This window comes from Acinetobacter sp. CFCC 11171 (genome assembly GCF_003268405.1).
GTDB lineage: Bacteria > Pseudomonadota > Gammaproteobacteria > Pseudomonadales > Moraxellaceae > Acinetobacter > Acinetobacter amyesii.
Genome location: NZ_LQXP01000012.1, coordinates 44,604 through 59,469, shown reverse-complemented (window position 1 = coordinate 59,469; position 14,866 = coordinate 44,604). Strand labels below are relative to the sequence as shown.

Below are 14,866 nucleotides of genomic sequence, written 5' to 3'. Positions count from 1 at the left end.
TTCAATCGTTCAGAACATTGGCTGGCGGTTTTCAATCATATAATATAAATCATAGCAACCAGATAACATTGCACTAAATCAATTCTACTTAATAATAAATAAAGGACATTCCATTGGGCTATTACAACTATTTTCGTCTTGGCACTGTCGATACAACAGATTTTACAATCATTCGAGGTGAACGAAAGCATGCACTTATCCAAGCATTATATGATGATCAAGATATGAACCCTCATGGTGAAGTCCAGTTGGCACTAGATTTAGATGGGAATCGTAACGATGAATCAAAATGGTATGATGCGATACAGCAAATTAGCAAATTATCCAAAAATCACCCTTTAGTCTTATTTATATTAGGTCAACAAGCCTGCGCACCCGAATCACCTGAAGAAGCAAATGAAGTATTTACAGGCATTCGAAATGGCATTGTTTTTTCGACATCAGAACCTAAGTTTATGAAAATGACGCCTCAACAAAATTCACAATAAAAAACGGCGCTTTAAGCGCCGTTTTCACTGCTAAAGGATTAACCTTTACGTTTTAATTCATCACGAATTTCACGAAGTAATTCGATATCTTCTGGAGTCGCCTCTGGAGCTGGCTCTTCAACTTTTTGACGGCGCAATTTGTTCATCAATTTCACTAACCAGAATACGACCCATGCCAAAAGCAAGAAGTTGATTAAGATGGTTAGGAAGTTACCGTAAGCCAAAACATTAAGGCCTGCATCCTGTGCTGCTTTTAGCGTGGTTAAATTGTTTGGGTTATCGCCCAATACTAAGAACCAATTTGAATAATCAACGTCACCACCAAGGATCCAAGAAATAAAAGGCATGATAATGTCTTTTACCATGGAATCGATGATTTTACCGAAAGCACCACCAATGATGACACCTACAGCCAAGTCCATCACGTTGCCTTTTACGGCAAATTCTCTAAATTCTTGAATAATACTCATGTGATCTCCAGAAATTTTTTCAGCTTTAATTTTGTGACGAAGTATACATTATATCTGTATAACTATTTCCACCTAATTTACTTGGTTTATATTAGATTCTAAATACCATGTATAAAAATTCACACAAAACATTTTTGATTTTGGTAATACATTCTATTAAAAAGGATTTATCAAAATTATACATGTCGAATTAAATGAATAAAGTCATTCAATTTTTGCATTTTTATTCAAAACGCCCATGCATAAAAAAACCGCTAACCTAAGTCAGCGGTTTTTTTGAAACTGTAAAATTAACCGTTACGGTTACGTTTACGTTCGTTTTCAGTCAACCAGCGTTTACGGATACGGATTGACTTAGGTGTTACTTCAACTAATTCGTCGTCTTCAATGAATTCAAGCGCTTGTTCAAGCGTAAATTCAATGTGCGGAACAAGAGTCAACGCATCATCAGTACCAGAAGCACGTACGTTAGTTAGCTGTTTCGCTTTAGTTGGGTTAACAGTCATGTCGTCTGAACGTGAGTTAATACCAACGATCATACCTTCATAAACTTCTAACTGAGGTTTAGCGAATAGACGGCCACGGTCTTGTAAGCTGAATAGTGCATAGCCCAAGCAAGTACCTTGAACCATAGAAATCAACACACCGTTTTGACGTTTCGCAACAGTACCTTGTTTCATTGGACCGTAGTGCGAGAAGCTAGAAGTCATGATACCTGTACCTGAAGTCATAGTTAAGAATTCAGAACGGAAACCAATCAAACCACGTGAAGGAACTGTTGCTTCAATACGGATACGGCCTTTACCGTCAACTTCCATATTGGTCATTTCACCTTTACGGTGACCCATTTGTTCCATTACAGCGCCTTGGTGCTGCTCTTCAACGTCAAACGTTACGTTTTCGTATGGCTCTTGTTTTTCACCATCAATTTCTTTGATGATTACTTGTGGACGTGATACGCCCATTTCAAAGCCTTCACGACGCATGTTTTCAATAAGAACTGAAAGGTGAAGCTCACCACGACCAGATACTTTGAAACGGTCAGGACTGTCAGTATCTTCAACACGTAATGCTACGTTGTGAATCAATTCGCGATCTAGACGTTCACGGATATTACGTGAAGTTACGAATTTACCTTCTTTACCAGCAAACGGTGAGTTGTTTACTTGGAAAGTCATCGATACTGTAGGTTCGTCTACAGAAAGTGCAGGTAAAGCTTCAACTGCTTTTGGATCACAGATTGTGTCAGAGATATGAAGTTCATCAATACCCGTTACACAAACAATGTCACCAGCAGAAGCTGATTCAACATCGATACGCTCTAAACCATGGTAACCCATGATTTTTAAGATACGACCGTTACGTGTTTTACCGTCTTTGTCGATTACAGTTACAGGAGTGTTTAATTTCACTGAACCACGTTGAATACGACCAACACCAATAACACCTACGAAGCTGTTATAGTCAAGTGAAGACACTTGCATTTGGAATGGACCATCAACGTCAACCGCTGGTGGTTCAACGATGTCTACAATTGTTTCGAACAATGGAGTCATGTCTTCAGCAAGTTCTTCTGGAGATGGACCAGCCACACCACGAAGACCTGAAGCATATACAACTGGGAAGTCTAACTGTTCGTCAGAACCACCAAGGTTGTCGAACAAATCGAATACTTGGTCAATTACCCAGTCTGGACGAGCGTTTGGCTTGTCGACTTTGTTAATAATTACGATTGGTTTCAAACCACGTGCGAACGCTTTTTGCGTTACAAAACGAGTTTGTGGCATTGGGCCTTCTTGAGAGTCAACAAGAAGAAGTACGCAGTCAACCATTGACATTACACGTTCTACTTCACCACCGAAGTCGGCGTGTCCCGGGGTATCCACGATATTGATACGGTATTCAGTGTTAGTACGCTTGTCTAACCATTTGATTGCAGTGTTTTTTGCAAGAATGGTAATACCACGTTCACTTTCAATAGCGCCAGAATCCATTACACGTTCGATCTCGCCTGCGCGATCGCCAAGAGCACCTGATTGCTGTAAAAGTTTGTCTACAAGAGTAGTTTTACCATGGTCGACGTGCGCGATGATGGCAATGTTACGGAGAGTTTTAATATCTGACATGTGAATTCGATACGCCTAAAGTTTGAGGGCAAATTATACAGAAAAAATATAGATTTTAGTAGTGACAGTTTATTGACAATCGCATTTTTTTTGACGACTGGCACGCTTTTGGTTTTGTAAAGCTGTGTAAACAGATTAGAATAGCGCCACCTAGCCTTAATTTTCAGTGCCGCATGTCTGATTTAAACCAATCTCCCGAAGCAAAAGATCAACTCGATTTAGTCTATGGATTGAATGATCGACCAAAACCTTTTATTGCTTTTCTCGCTGCGTTCCAACATTTATTGGCCATTATTGTCCCAATTGTGACGCCGGGTCTGCTGATCTGTTTGGCACTTGGTGTGTCAAAAGAAGACACCAATATGATTCTGTCGATGTCATTGGTGATCTCTGGTATCGCAACCTTTTTACAATGTAAAAAAGTCGGTCCATTTGGTGCAGGTCTCCTGATTGTACAAGGAACCAGCTTTAACTTTATTGGTCCTATTATCGGTATTGGTTCTGCAATGGTTGCGGCAGGTACACCTGTAGAAGCAGTTATGGCATCTATCTTTGGTGTGGTGATCGCGGGTTCATTCATTGAAATGGGTGTGTCACGGATCTTACCGTGGGTGAAAAAACTGATTACCCCATTGGTAACAGGTATTGTGGTGCTATTGATTGGTCTGACTTTAATTAAAGAAGGCCTGATCAGCATGGGTGGTGGTTATCAAGCTATGGGCGATAAAACATTTGCCAATGCAGACAACCTCATCATGTCATGTACCGTTTTGGCACTGATCATTTTACTAAACCGTGTGCGTATTACATGGGTAAAAAGTTCTGCCATCCTAATTGCCTTAGTCGTGGGTTACATCCTTGCAGGCTTTATGGGTCATTTAAACTTTGATGGTTTAAAAGATGCGCCGCTGGTTCAAATTCCAACACCGATGCACTTTGGCTTAAGCTTCTCGTGGAGCTTGTTTATTCCAATGGCATTTATCTACCTTGTGACATCTTTGGAAGCGATTGGCGATATTACCGCGACTTCTAAACTTTCAAATCAAGCTGTAGATGGTCCTGAATGGATGAAGCGTATCAAAGGTGGTGTATTGGTGAATGGTGCAAACTCATTCCTTGCCGGTATCTTTAACACATTCCCAAGTTCTGTTTTCGCGCAAAACAACGGTGTTATTCAGTTAACAGGTGTTGCAAGCCGCTATGTAGGCATTTGGATTGCTGCCCTATTGGTTATTTTAGGCTTACTTCCTGCTGTAGCAGGTGTTATTCAGGCAGTTCCACAAGCCGTACTTGGTGGTGCTGTGATGGTGATGTTCGGTGCCGTGGCTGCCTCGGGTATTAATATCTTGTCAGGCATTCATTTAGACCGCCGCGCACTATTAATCATTGCGATTTCATTGGCATTGGGTCTAGGTGTTGCACAAGTACCACAAATCCTTGAACATCTTCCTGAATTGTTCCGTAATATCTTCAGTTCAGGCGTTGCCACTGGTGGTATCGCTGCCCTTATTTTGAATATTGTTCTTCCTGAAGTGAAGAAGTAAGTTCATTTGTCAAAGAACACTGCCTAGGTTCCGCCCTAGGCAGTGTTTTTTATGATGGAGAAATCTATGGATCTCACAAGTGAAGTCGTTATACGACAGATCGATTTATTACAAGATCGCGTGCTTTTCGTAAATGCACCGACAGATGACTTACTCAGTCAATTGAATGACAATATTAAGCCATCGATTTGGTGCTGGAATTTTAATGATTTTCAGTACTTTCAAAATCAACAGTCAAACGTCCATTTTGGTGTCGATTTTCCTGAAGGTCAGTTTGATCAAGCGGTTATTTTTGTTCCGAAATCAAAAGAACTGCTAAATTATTTATTACACAATGTCGCAAGTCATCTTGCTCAAGGTGCGTCTATTTTCCTCGTGGGTGAGAAAAAAGGCGGTGTTGAACGCGCTGCAAAACAATTACAGCCCTTTGGTAAAACCCTAAAAATTGATAGTGCGCGTCACTGTCAAATGTGGCAAACCCTATTGGAAAAAACTGTCACACTGAAGCCACTGCAAGAATGGGTGCAAAAATATCCAGTAGAGACCCCAAATGGTGAGCTTACGATTTGCGCACTGCCGGGTGTATTTAGCCAGAACCGTTTAGATGTGGGTACGGCTACCTTATTGCCTTATTTATCACAGGTGACTTCGGGCAAAATTGCAGATTTTGGCTGTGGTGCGGGTGTTATCAGTGCTTATTTAGCCAAACTGAATCCTAAAAATCGTATCTTCGCCATGGATGTAGATGCCTTTGCACTAGCGTCTACACAAATGACATTTGAACAAAATTTGCTTGAACCTGAACAACTTGAGATTAAAGCGGTCACAGGAATCGAGGATGCACCACTATTTTTACATGCCGTAGTCAGCAATCCACCCTTCCATCAAGGGATTCAAACCGACTACAATGCCAGTGAAAATCTATGCAAAACTTCGCGCAGACATTTGAAGTCTGGGGGTGAGCTTTGGATTGTTGCCAACCGATTCCTCAATTATCCGACTTTAATTGAGCAGCATTATGGTCAATGTACAATCAAAGCCGACCAACAAGGATTTAAAGTCTTGTTTGCGAGCACGCAAAAAAATCTTAAGGAACAATGATGAGCGAAACTCAAAAACCAGCTCAGCTTCAGCGTAAGTTGGGTGCTCGCCATCTCAACATGATTGCAATTGGTGGATCAATTGGTACAGGTTTATTTCTTGCCTCTGGAGCAACCATTGCCAATGCAGGCCCGGGTGGCGCCCTGCTTGCATACTGCTTAATTGGTATCATGATTTACTTCTTGATGACCAGTCTAGGTGAGCTTGCAACACATAATCCAACTTCGGGTGCATTCTTTACCTACGGCACCAAATATGTCGAGGGTGGTTTCGGCTTCGCTTTGGGTTGGAACTATTGGTATAACTGGGCGATTACCGTGGCATTTGAATTGGTTGCAGTCCAATTCATTATGAAATTCTGGTTTCCAGATATTCCGGGCTTCTACTGGAGTGCGATTTTCCTCGCAATCGTCTTTGCTATTAATGCGCTGACCGTAAAAGGCTTTGGTGAATCCGAATTCTTCTTCTCGCTTGTTAAAGTGCTCGCAATTGTTGCCTTTATCATTATCGGCCTGTTTATGATTGGCAAAATCATGCTGACACCGGGCGTAGAAACATTTGCCAACTGGACCAAGGGTGAAGCCCCATTTGTCGGCGGTTTATCTGCCTTGATTGGTGTGGCCATGATTGCCGGTTTCTCTTTCCAAGGGACTGAAATGGTTGGTGTGGCTGCAGGTGAATCGAAAGATCCTGAAAAGACCATTCCTATTGCCATCAAGCAAATTTTCTGGCGTATCTTGTTGTTTTATATCGTGTGTATCTTCATTATCGGCACTCTCATTGCCTATGATGACCCACGTTTATTACAAGCAGCATCTACTGAAAATATTGCACTTTCACCATTTACCTTACTGTATGAAAAAGCAGGTTTTGCTTTTGCTGCATCGGTGATGAATGCGGTGATCTTGACTGCGATTTTATCAGCGGGTAACTCTGGTATGTACTCCTCTACTCGTATGCTGTTTGATATGGCACGTAAAGGCAGTGCGCCGAAAGTCTTTGGTCGCTTAGATTCACGTGGCGTACCGATGAATGCGCTTTATGCAACAACAGCGATTGCGGCACTGTGCTTCTTAACCACCTTTATCGGTGAACAAGCGGTCTTTAATTGGTTACTGAACATGTCTGGTATGTGTGGCTTTATTGTGTGGCTCGGTATTGCAGTTTCACATTATCGCTTCCGTAAAGGCTACTTGGCTCAAGGCAATAAATTAGAAGATCTTGCTTACCGTGCAAAATTCTTCCCATTTGCACCTTGGTTTGCCTTTATTTTGTGTGCCATCGTGGTCCTTGGTCAGAACTATCAAGCCGTTTTAGATGGTGAATGGTTGGCCGTTGTTTCTACCTATATTGGTATTTTCTTATTCCTTGCCATTTGGTTCGGTTATAAGTGGAAACACAAAACTAAGTTGGTTTCATATCAAGAAATGGATGTAAAACCAATGAAAGTTGATCAAGAATAATGTGATCACTGAATAAAAAGAGCAGCATAAGAGCTGCTTTTTTTATGGCTAAAATTGTATCTCAATACATTCACGCTTTAGCAAAATATTTCGTGAGTAATGTTGAGGAATACTGTCTGATCTATCACCAACAACTGATACGCTCACTCAATCATATTAAGCACCGAAAATAAAAACGCCCAATGCAATGCATCAGGCATTTGTTCAAAATTAACCACCTTTTCAGGTTTGATTTTCAATACTTAAGAAGCATTATGCTGTTGTACAAAGGCAATAAACTCGTCTTCGCTCATCACAGGTACACCCAGCTTTTCAGCCTTTTCTAATTTAGAACCTGCCTTTTCACCTGCAACTACACATTTGGTTTTACCCGAAACACTACCACTGACACGTGCGCCTAAGGCTTGAAGCATTTGCGTCGCTTCATCACGCCCCATGGTACTCAATGTCCCAGTAATCACCCAACTCTCGCCATTCAGCGGCTGACGACTTGGTGCAACGGGTGCATCCCAATGAATCCCAGCTGCCAACAAACGATCAACCACTTCGAGGTTATGCGGCGCTTGGAAAAAATCGACAATCCATTCAGCGGTAATATCACCAACGTCTGGCGTTTTTTTCAAGGATTCGAGATCTGCATGACGAATCGCATCAAAGGTTTGGAAGGTATTGGCGAGCATGCGTGCCGTGGTTTCACCCACGCCTCGAATGCCGAGTGCATAAATAAATGCACCTAGTGTCGTTTTCTTACTGTTTTCAATAGAATCGATGAGGTTTTGAACCGACTTTTCACCCATTTTTTCAATGGTCAGTAATTTTTCACGATGCTCAGGCAAGCTATAAATATCAGCAACATCTTTGAGCAGATCCAGATGTAAAAGAGATTCCGCCCAACGGTCGCCTAAGCCCTCAATGTCCATAGCTTTACGCGATACAAAGTGACGAATCGCCTCAATACGCTGTGAAGCACAGTACAAACCACCTGAACAACGTGCCAAGGCTTCACCTTCGGGCATCACCACAGGTGAAGAACAGACAGGACAACATTCGGGCAATTGAACTTCAACTGTTTCTACAGGTCGAAATTCAGGCCAAACTTTTTCCACTTTGGGAATCACATCACCACTACGGTAAACGCTCACGGTATCGCCTACACGGACATCTAGGCGGTGAATTTCACCAATATTATGAAGAGTGACATTGGAAACCGTTACCCCTCCGACTGCTACAGGGTTTAAACGTGCGACTGGGGTCAAAGTGCCTGTACGCCCCACTTGCCAATCAATATTTTCAATCGTCGTCAGCGCTGCGACTGCAGGGAATTTATATGCCGTTGCCCAGCGTGGCTCACGGCTTAAAAAACCTAAAGTTTGCTGCTGTTTCAAACTATTCACTTTAATCACCATGCCATCAATTTCAACACTCAGGCTTGGTCGATCAATGATCATTTGCTCATACGCAGCTTGTACGTCCTGAATGCTGTCACATATAAAGTGACGTTCACCGACAGCAAAACCAAACTGTGTCAGCCATTCTAAGCTAGCAGACATGGTGGTTTGCCCATGATGTGGTTCACACTGTGCAATGCCATAGGCATAAAAAGCCAAAGGACGCGAAGCCGCAATTGCAGGATCGAGTTGACGTAAGCTTCCTGCTGCTGCATTTCGTGGATTGGCAAAGGTTTTTTCACCTTTGGCTTCATTTTCAGCATTAAGCTTTTCAAAGCCTGACTTTGGCATCAGGACTTCACCACGGACTTCAAGCAGACTTGGAATTTCAGTCTGTGTAGAAGTCAGTACTTTAGGTAAATTACGAATGGTTTTTACATTTTGGGTAATGTCTTCCCCTGTTTCACCATCACCCCGTGTCACACCACGGACTAAAATGCCATTTTCATACCAGAGAGAAATCGCCAGTCCATCAAATTTTAATTCGACATCATATTCAATTTTTTGATTCGGTAAGCGCTCTTCTACGCGGCGGGCAAAGGCAAATAAATCTTCTGCATTAAACACATTACCTAATGACAACATAGGCACTGCATGGGTTACAGATTCAAACTTAGATAAGGCCTTTCCACCCACTTTTGTAGTTGGTGTATCAGGTTGTACTAAATCAGGGTATTGCTCTTCTAAAGCTTTTAATTGGTGAAAAAGTTGATCATATTCACTGTCCTCAATTTCTGGCGTGTCCATAACATAGTAGGCATGGTTATGCTTCGCCAAGAGTTGAATCAGTTGTCGCATCTGTGCAACGACAGTGGATTGTTGTGTCATACATTCACCATAAAAAAGGGCGGTTCATACTCCGCCCTCAAATTTCATTATCTGTTGCTATTATAGAAACCCACTCGGTGAGTTTCAATCAAAGACACTTAGACTTCGATGGCTTGACCTTGACGATAATCAATGGCTTGATGACGCCAATGTTCACGCATCTGCGGTGTAAATTCTTGGTTATTTTGATCATACACAGTACCGTCAATTTCACGGGCAATTAGACGTGAAATGCTATCCATGGTATCAAAGGCATTTTGTACATCGCTGTGTGGCAGCGCCAAGAAGAAAGCCAAACCTTTTACTTCTTCAGTCGATAAAGTTTCAAGATCAAAACCTTGCGCAGCGCCATCATTATTCATTTGCAATACAGAGAATAATAACTTTGTACCTTCTTCATCATAGCGATGGAAACAGGCCATTTCGCCAAAACGCAGGCCGTATTTGAGTAACACTTTTAATGCTTTTTCACCCGACAATGCACGGCTATCCGGGAACACATTTAAGGCGATATAAGTTTCCGCAGTCGCTAAAGCACTTTCTTCATCAACAATTTTTTGTTCATGTAAATGCGCATCCAAAATACTGCTTTCTTCATCAAAATCGCTAATTTCAGCTTTTTCAATTGCGCTATTTACACTAAACTCTGGCGCTTTTTCTGCAGGAACAGCATCAGCCTGAACGTCCGTCGCAGCAGTCGCTGCGTCATTGGCATCGGCGGCTACAGATGCAACAGTTGTAGATTCAGTTGCTTCTGTAGATAATGTACTGTCTTCTGTTGCAGTTTGAGCGTTTTCAACTGAAACGGGATCCGTCGTTGTCGTCTCAGTCTTTGCCGTAGCCTCAACGCTCTGCTCTGCTTGTTCCGTTGCCGTTGCTTCTGGCGTTACATTTGCTTGAACAGCTTCAGTCGCTTCAACCGCTGTAACTTTTTTCTCAGCCAAAGTCGGCTCTACACGTGGCGTGGTTTCAGATGTATTTAACTGATTTCGTACATGGCGCGGAATAACAGGTTGCTGACTATCAGGATTAATATGTAATTCGGTGTCAAGTGATGGCGCTGCATCTGCAGGTTTACGAAACATCATTCGAATACCCACAACCATGATAATTACAGCGATTACAATCCCAGCTATAGTGGTGATTTCCATGTTATGCCTCCGCAGCTAAACCGTATTCTTTGGCTTGCTCTATATTCACAGTCACTAATTTTGAAGTTCCTGGTTCTGGCATGGTCACACCAAGTAAGTCAGTTGCCATTGTCATAGCCAGTTTATTGTGTGTAATGTAGATAAATTGCACTTGTTCTGAAAGCTCTTTTACAAGATTACAAAATCTTCCTACATTTGCATCGTCTAAAGGTGCATCGACTTCGTCTAAAACGCAAAATGGTGCAGGATTTAGGCGGAAAATCGCAAAAACCAAAGCCAATGCGGTCAGTGCCTTTTCACCACCTGACAATAATGCCAAAGAGCTATTTCGTTTACCCGGTGGTCGTGCCATCAGTTTTACACCTGATTGCCAACCATCTTCAAGGCTTAAGCTTGCTTCACCACCATTAAATACTTTCGGAAATAACGCTTGAAGTTCTGTATTGACCTTATCAAAAGTGGTCATAAACAGCTTTCGCGTTTCCTGATCAATGCTTTTCATCGCAGCTTGCAGTTGTTCAACGGTCTTTTGCAAGTCATCAATTTGGTGGCTTAAATCATCAAAGCGTTTAGAAACTTCAGTATATTCTTCTGCCGCAGCCAAGTTGACTGCACCCAATTTATCAAACTGCTGCTGTGCTTTTTCTAGTTTTTGCTGATGGGATACCACATCAATGCTTAAACCTGTCAGCATTTCGCTGTTCATTTCTTTCAGCTGTTCAGAATAATGCTGTAAATCAGACTGCGCGGATTGCCAAGCCAGACGCTTTTCTTCCAATTGCGTACGCAATTTTTCATCTTGCTGTTGATGTGAATGGCGTTGTTCCGTCAATGTCTGTTGTTTACTCTGAACATTATTCAGTTCAAGCTGCCAGTCATTCCAGGTTTTTTGTAAACGTTCAGTGACTTGGGCCTGTTCAGAATACTGTGACTCAAGCGCAGGCAATTCTAATTGTACTGGATCGACAAATTTCTTTGCCTGCTCCATCTGTCCAAGAATTTGCTGAGTTTGCGCTTTCAAAAAGACCGTGTCTTTTTCTAATAATTCAATCTGTTGTTTCGTCTGTACAGACTGACGACGCACGATTTCCAATTCTTGCTGACTGTGTAATGCCACTTGCTGAGCACTTTCCAGCGCTAGACTCAATTCTTCAACTTGGAATTGCAAGGTTTTATAATTGGGCAAAGCTTGCTCAAGCTTCATCGTCAGCGCATGCAAATCAATTTCCAAATCGTCTTTTTGCATGGCATCTTCTTCAAGCTGTGCTTCAAGTTGCTGTAATTGATCTTCTAACTGCTGCTTTTGTAATGCAAATGCCTGATTGGAACTTTGTACCTTCGCAATGGCAACATCAGCATTTTGAATGTCTTTTTGCCAATTTTTTAATTGGCTATGTTGCTGTTGCAGATTTTGCTGTAAAGCTTGTACGGCATTTTGCAACTCAGGCAATTGGCCTTCTAGTTGCGTTAGCTTTGGCTGCTGCTCTGCAAGTAATTCAGTCAATTCATCTAAGCGAATACGGTGGCTCAATGCACCTTGCCCTGCTTGGCTGTCCTCATCATAATCTAGACCAATCACCCAATCTGCACCGACATGATAACCATCGAGCGTGAGTATTGACTGACCTGCGGCCAGTTTAGCCTGATGGCTCAATGCCACTGTCAATGTTTCAGCAATCGCGACCTGCTGCCAGATCGAAAGTTGAGGGGCTTCAATCCACGTCGCCAAAGCGTCTAATCCAACGATTTGTGCTGCGGTGTGGTGACTGCCTTTGACCTGACGTGCAATACTGTCTTGAAAATTATCACTGTGTCCTAAGACTTGGGCACTCAGCCATTTAGACAAAAATTTCTCGACCAGTTGTGCATGCTGTTTACCCTGTGTGCTCAACTGCAACTGCTGCATTAAATGTTGACGCTGGCTTTGCTGCTTTGGACTGGCTTTAATCATCAATTGGTTTAGGTTTTTCTGCTCTGACAACAGCACCTGTATTTCTGACTTTAGCTGCAGCACCATATTTTTATGCTGTGCCTGCTGTTCTTGTGCAGCTGTAAGCTGTGCTTGAGTTTCGGCAATCACCTGCTCTTGTTGCACAATTTGTTGTTCGAGCTGTTGCTTATTTTGCTGATACTGCTCCAACTCATCTTGCTGCGCCTGATGCTGAATTTGACCTCGTTGCTGTTGCAGAGTCTCACGTTGTTGCTCAATACGACCAATATTTTTGGTCAATTGTTCACTCTGCGCCAACATCTGTAGCTTTTGCTGTTGCTGCTTTTCAACTTGCCCACGGCATTGTTCAAATTGTTGAACCGCTTGTTGATACTGAGCTTTCAAATCGGCTAACTGCTGGGTCTGTTCCTGACTACTGCTTTCTTGGCGCTGTAATTGCTCAACAAATCCATCTTGCTGTTCTTGCAGCGTTTCCAGTTGTAACTCCAATAACTGTACACGTTCTTTGGTTTGAGCTTTTTGCTTTTCAAGCTCCACCAAACTTGCCGAATTTTGTGCAAACAAACCCTGCTTTTGCTCCAGTGTCATTTTCAACTCAGACAGTTTCTTTTCCGCCTGTTGCCATTCACTTTGTAAGGGGGTGGACTGCTGAATAAGCCGTTGAAATAAAGCACTGGTGGAAGATAAGTCATGTTCTAAGGTGTTCAGCTCAGAACGCACCAGTTTGAAAGTTTCCCCGAGCTCATTCATCTGAAGCGTGTATTCTTGCTGTAAACGCATACTTTGTTCACATTGGAAAGACAGCACTTCGATCTTAATAGTACGAATTTGGGTTTCTAATTCTTTGTATTGCACCGCCGTTTCAGACTGACGCTTTAAGGTTTTCAACTGAGACTTCAGTTCTGATGCAATGTCTTCGAGACGTTCTAAATTTTGAGTGGTGTGTTCTAGATGCTGTAAAGTTTCACGACGACGAGCTTGATAGCGAGAAACCCCAGCGGCTTCTTCAATATACACACGCATTTCTTCAGGTTTGGCATCGACCAAACGGTTGATCATGCCCTGTTCAATAATCGCATACGAACGCGGACCTAAACCGGTACCTAAGAAAATATCAGTAATATCACGACGGCGGCATTTGGTGCCGTTGAGGAAATATTCAGATTTACCATCACGATTGACCTGACGGCGAACTGCCAGTTCAGTATAGGCATTATAAGCACCACCTAACTTGCCATAGGTGTTATCAAAACGCAGTTCAACACTCGCCATCCCGACTGGTTTACGCTTTGCCGTTCCGGTAAAAATAACATCTTGCATGGTGCCACCACGCAATTGACGGGCACTGGATTCACCCATAACCCAACGAATGGCATCAATCACATTGGATTTACCACAGCCGTTCGGTCCAACAACCGCACTACGGTTGCCTTCAAATTTTAGAGTTGTGCTATCGGCAAAAGATTTGAAGCCGGAAAGTTTTAAACTGCTTAAACGCATAATGTCCTGATCAGCGGCGTGAACGTCTCGCCCACGCTAATTCGATTTGTTTCATCCGTGTTAGTGATTCCAACACAAGGTTGCGTAAGTGTCGACAAAAATCTTCCATAAATAAAGTGGCTTGATGTGATTTTCTGATTAAAACTGCATCAGTCACCAATTTAAACAAATCAAAAGATTCTTGTAGTTCACGTCGTGAAATATTCAGTGTCAGAAAATAACTGCGTCTGAGTGATGGCAACAATTCTTGGTAATAACGCATCAGGTAGGTATTTCCCACCATTTCATGCTGACGAGCCATGCCCTGAAAAATCAGATCATAAAACTTTTCAGTATTGCCTTGGCGAGTTTCCACGTCTAATTGTTCAAGTAATAACTGAATACGCTCAGCTTCATGGCTGCGCCACGTTTCCGCCATACGATGCACAATTTGGCCCAACAATAATGCTGCAATATCAAATAATGAGCGCACTTGTAAAGCCGACATTTCAGAGACTAAGGCGCCACGTCGCGGGTAGATTTCAATGAGCTGGGTCCGTTCTAAAATCAATAAAGCTTCACGAACAGAGCCACGGCTCACATCCAATTCGGCCGCAATTCTGAGTTCCTGAATACGCTCGCCTTCGACCAACTCACCTCGAATAATTTGTTCACCGATGTGTTTGGCAATTTGTTCTGACAAACTGTCCGCTTCTTGTTGTTGCATACTGTTCCTATCTTTTTTTTATAAGATGCAATGTTCAGATTTACACTCAATCTATTTGCATTAGAAACGATAAGCAACCTAATTGAACAT

10 protein-coding genes are annotated in these 14,866 nt (G+C 42.4%); 4 read left to right on the top strand and 6 right to left on the bottom strand.

The features are described 5' to 3' along the window. Positions 1–113: 113 nt before the first annotated feature. Positions 114–488 (top strand): hypothetical protein, encoded by a 375-nt coding sequence (locus AVJ20_RS07795; protein ID WP_005007840.1) that lies wholly within the window; start codon positions 114–116, stop codon positions 486–488. Between the two features lie 38 nt (positions 489–526). Here the strand turns inward: AVJ20_RS07795 and mscL are convergent, their stop codons facing one another. Beyond that, positions 527–958 (bottom strand): large conductance mechanosensitive channel protein MscL, encoded by a 432-nt coding sequence (gene mscL, locus AVJ20_RS07790; RefSeq protein WP_078192339.1) that lies wholly within the window; start codon positions 956–958, stop codon positions 527–529. Between the two features lie 290 nt (positions 959–1,248). Continuing rightward, positions 1,249–3,084 carry a translational GTPase TypA gene (gene typA, locus AVJ20_RS07785; RefSeq protein ID WP_111884800.1) on the bottom strand — a complete coding sequence of 612 codons (1,836 nt, stop codon included), beginning with the start codon at positions 3,082–3,084 and terminating at the stop codon, positions 1,249–1,251. Positions 3,085–3,257: 173 nt separating this feature from the next. Here typA and AVJ20_RS07780 point away from each other — a divergent pair, with 173 nt between their 5' ends. The 3 genes from AVJ20_RS07780 (at position 3,258) to AVJ20_RS07770 (ending at position 7,192) form a co-directional block, all read left to right on the top strand. Further along, positions 3,258–4,628 carry a uracil-xanthine permease family protein gene (locus AVJ20_RS07780; RefSeq protein ID WP_078191151.1) on the top strand — a complete coding sequence of 457 codons (1,371 nt, stop codon included), beginning with the start codon at positions 3,258–3,260 and terminating at the stop codon, positions 4,626–4,628. Between the two features lie 66 nt (positions 4,629–4,694). Beyond that, entirely contained in the window at positions 4,695–5,729 is a 1,035-nt protein-coding gene (locus tag AVJ20_RS07775; RefSeq protein WP_111884799.1) for a methyltransferase, read from the top strand. Next, positions 5,729–7,192, top strand: coding sequence for an amino acid permease (locus AVJ20_RS07770; RefSeq protein ID WP_111884798.1), 1,464 nt, complete (start codon positions 5,729–5,731; stop codon positions 7,190–7,192). The genes AVJ20_RS07775 and AVJ20_RS07770 overlap by 1 nt, the downstream gene beginning before the upstream one ends. 242 nt (positions 7,193–7,434) lie before the next feature. On the opposite strand, the gene ligA is transcribed toward AVJ20_RS07770, so the two are convergent. The 4 genes from ligA to AVJ20_RS07750 all read right to left on the bottom strand — a co-directional run bounded on the left by ligA (position 7,435) and on the right by AVJ20_RS07750 (position 14,776). Next, entirely contained in the window at positions 7,435–9,468 is a 2,034-nt protein-coding gene (ligA, locus tag AVJ20_RS07765) for an NAD-dependent DNA ligase LigA (protein ID WP_111884797.1), read from the bottom strand. A 98-nt stretch (positions 9,469–9,566) separates the two neighbouring features. Beyond that, positions 9,567–10,619 carry a cell division protein ZipA C-terminal FtsZ-binding domain-containing protein gene (locus AVJ20_RS07760; protein ID WP_111884796.1) on the bottom strand — a complete coding sequence of 351 codons (1,053 nt, stop codon included), beginning with the start codon at positions 10,617–10,619 and terminating at the stop codon, positions 9,567–9,569. A gap of 1 nt (position 10,620) precedes the next feature. Next, positions 10,621–14,070, bottom strand: a complete 3,450-nt coding sequence (smc, locus tag AVJ20_RS07755) for a chromosome segregation protein SMC (protein ID WP_111884795.1) — start codon at positions 14,068–14,070, stop codon at positions 10,621–10,623. A gap of 10 nt (positions 14,071–14,080) precedes the next feature. Further along, positions 14,081–14,776, bottom strand: coding sequence for a GntR family transcriptional regulator (locus tag AVJ20_RS07750; protein WP_078191157.1), 696 nt, complete (start codon positions 14,774–14,776; stop codon positions 14,081–14,083). Between the last annotated feature and the right edge of the window lie 90 nt (positions 14,777–14,866).